We start from the raw sequence: 2070 nt of genomic DNA on the forward strand, positions 1-2070 counted from the left end.
TCCTAGACTTTGCCACCAGTACAAACGTTTAGATACCCCAGACATTGCACTCTCCGATTGAAAAAGCAAATTCAGCGAGTCAATCTTCAGTTAAGTATAGGTATCAGGGTGCTCGACTTATACACAAGCTTTGGATCTCAACACATTTGTAGAGACTTCCTATTTCGCGTCTGGTACAAGTTAACATCTAAATATTGAGTAGCCAGCAAACAGTTTTATGACAGCATCACCATTCGTGAGAGGTTAAGGTTGAAGACTATTTGTCAATAAGCAATAACACTCAAAATATGGCGAAAATTGGGGTCGGAAACACAATTTTTGAGCAGGCGATCGCCTAATCTTGATACGCATCATTTACTCTTGACTCATAATTTCAGTACAAGAGTTAACTTAATACCTTTGCTTTTTCCAAATTCTCAGCGTAATTTCTAATTGACAAAAGTAAGATTATCTTAACCTCTCACCGATGCAGCATCACCGACTGTAGCAAAACGATATATTGAGCAGCGGGATAAAGGCTTCTGGATTGAAGGGACTCGTGTTTCTCTTGATTCAGTTGTTTACGCTTTCTTGAATGGTGAGTCTGCTGAAAGTATTGCCCAAAACTTTCCATTACTCTCCCTAGAACAGATTTATGGTGCTATTGCCTTTTATCTTGCCAACCGAAAGCTAATTGATGTCTATTTGAAAGAAGGTGAAAAAGAGTTTGAGAAATTGCAACAGTCTCTGCGAGAGAAAAATCCGTCTTTGTATGAGAAGTTGAAAGCGGCTCTTATGCAAAAGCAGAGCAAGACATGACGACAGTTCGATTTCAAGCGGACGCCGATCTCAAGCAGGCAATTGTAACTGGTACGATACGCAGAGAACCAAATATTGATTTTCAATCAGCTAATACAGCAGGGCTTGAGGGTAAGACAGACAAAGAGGTCTTAGCCATAGCAGCACTCCAAGAGAAAATTCTTGTAACTCACGACCGCAAAACTATGCCTGTTGAGTTTGCTAAATTTATAATGTCACAAACCAGTTCAGGAGTTTTAATTATTTCCCAGAATATGCCAATTAGTGACGCAATTGAAGCACTTATCCTCATTTGGGGAGCTTCTACCGCCGAGGAATGGATTAATTAGATAATGTCTGTTCCTTTATAATGTCAAATAAATCATTTTGAATTTTGACAAGAAGCAGGTGTTTGCCAAGAACTGTGAGGGTTGACACCAGGTGCTTGCGCCACGAGTTCTACATTTCCATTGCTATCAACTACCCAACCAGTAGCTTCCAGAATTGTCGTCGCCGCTGCAACTTTGGTACTATTTGAGACTGCTGTTGGTTGTGGTGAAATTCTTGTTTTGGCAGAGTTTGCTGGTTTTGGTCTTAATCTCACCCAGGCTGATAGAGTACTTGTATCTTGTAATGGTTCAGTGGGACTCATGGGTAGTCCGCCGCGTCCTGTTGACACAAACGAACTTTGGCTTTGCCGACTTCCAGGAGTGCAGGCGGTGGAAATTTGCCCAGAGACATCAACCAGATTAGTAGGGAGTTCGATTAAGCCGTTAGTGCGGTCTATATCAGGTGTAGTGATTTTTACAGTGCCATTTATTCCCAATTCAGAACTTGCAGTGATGTCACTTTGCGGGGTTTGTTGTTCCCGGCGCTGGATGCCAAAGACGTCTCGCGCTCTAATGTTGATATTACCCCCTCGACCATTGAAGGCATTAGCTGTGATGTCGCTATTTTCATTCGGGACAGCGACGAGGAAACCATTAGGGGCGTTAATGGTGATGTTACCGCCATCGCCGCCTGCTTGAGCAGTGCCCGCACTGGTGGAGATTTGGTTGTTGCCACGCAGCAAGAGTAACAAGTCTTGGACTCGTAAGTTGATGTTACCACCATTACCAGATGCAGTTTTAGCTTGGATACCAGCTTGGTTATCTAGCTTAATAGAGTTAGAGGTAACTTCAATGTCTCCAGCAGTTCCCTGTCCCAAGCTGTTAACATTTAGTTGAGCGCCACCAGTTAGAGAAAGTGAGCCAGTAGTGATGTTGATGTCACCTCCGTTGCCCACCGCTTGTG

At 43.1% G+C, this 2070-nt stretch carries 2 protein-coding genes and 1 pseudogene; 2 read left to right on the forward strand and 1 reads right to left on the reverse strand.

The annotated features are described in order from the left end of the window. The first annotated feature begins 525 nt into the window (after positions 1-525). Both AC5JM2_RS24040 and AC5JM2_RS24045 read left to right on the forward strand, forming a co-directional pair. Entirely contained in the window at positions 526-798 is a 273-nt protein-coding gene (locus AC5JM2_RS24040; protein WP_495837344.1) for a DUF433 domain-containing protein, read from the forward strand. Further along, a complete protein-coding gene (locus tag AC5JM2_RS24045; RefSeq protein WP_495837343.1) occupies positions 795-1127 on the forward strand; it encodes a DUF5615 family PIN-like protein in 333 nt (110 codons plus the stop codon). Before AC5JM2_RS24040 ends, AC5JM2_RS24045 begins: the two co-directional genes overlap by 4 nt. A 32-nt stretch (positions 1128-1159) precedes the next feature. Here the strand turns inward: AC5JM2_RS24045 and AC5JM2_RS24050 are convergent. Continuing rightward, positions 1160-2070: pseudogene (locus AC5JM2_RS24050) on the reverse strand (beta strand repeat-containing protein); the annotation flags it as partial.

The sequence above is a fragment of the Brasilonema angustatum genome, assembly GCF_059505445.1.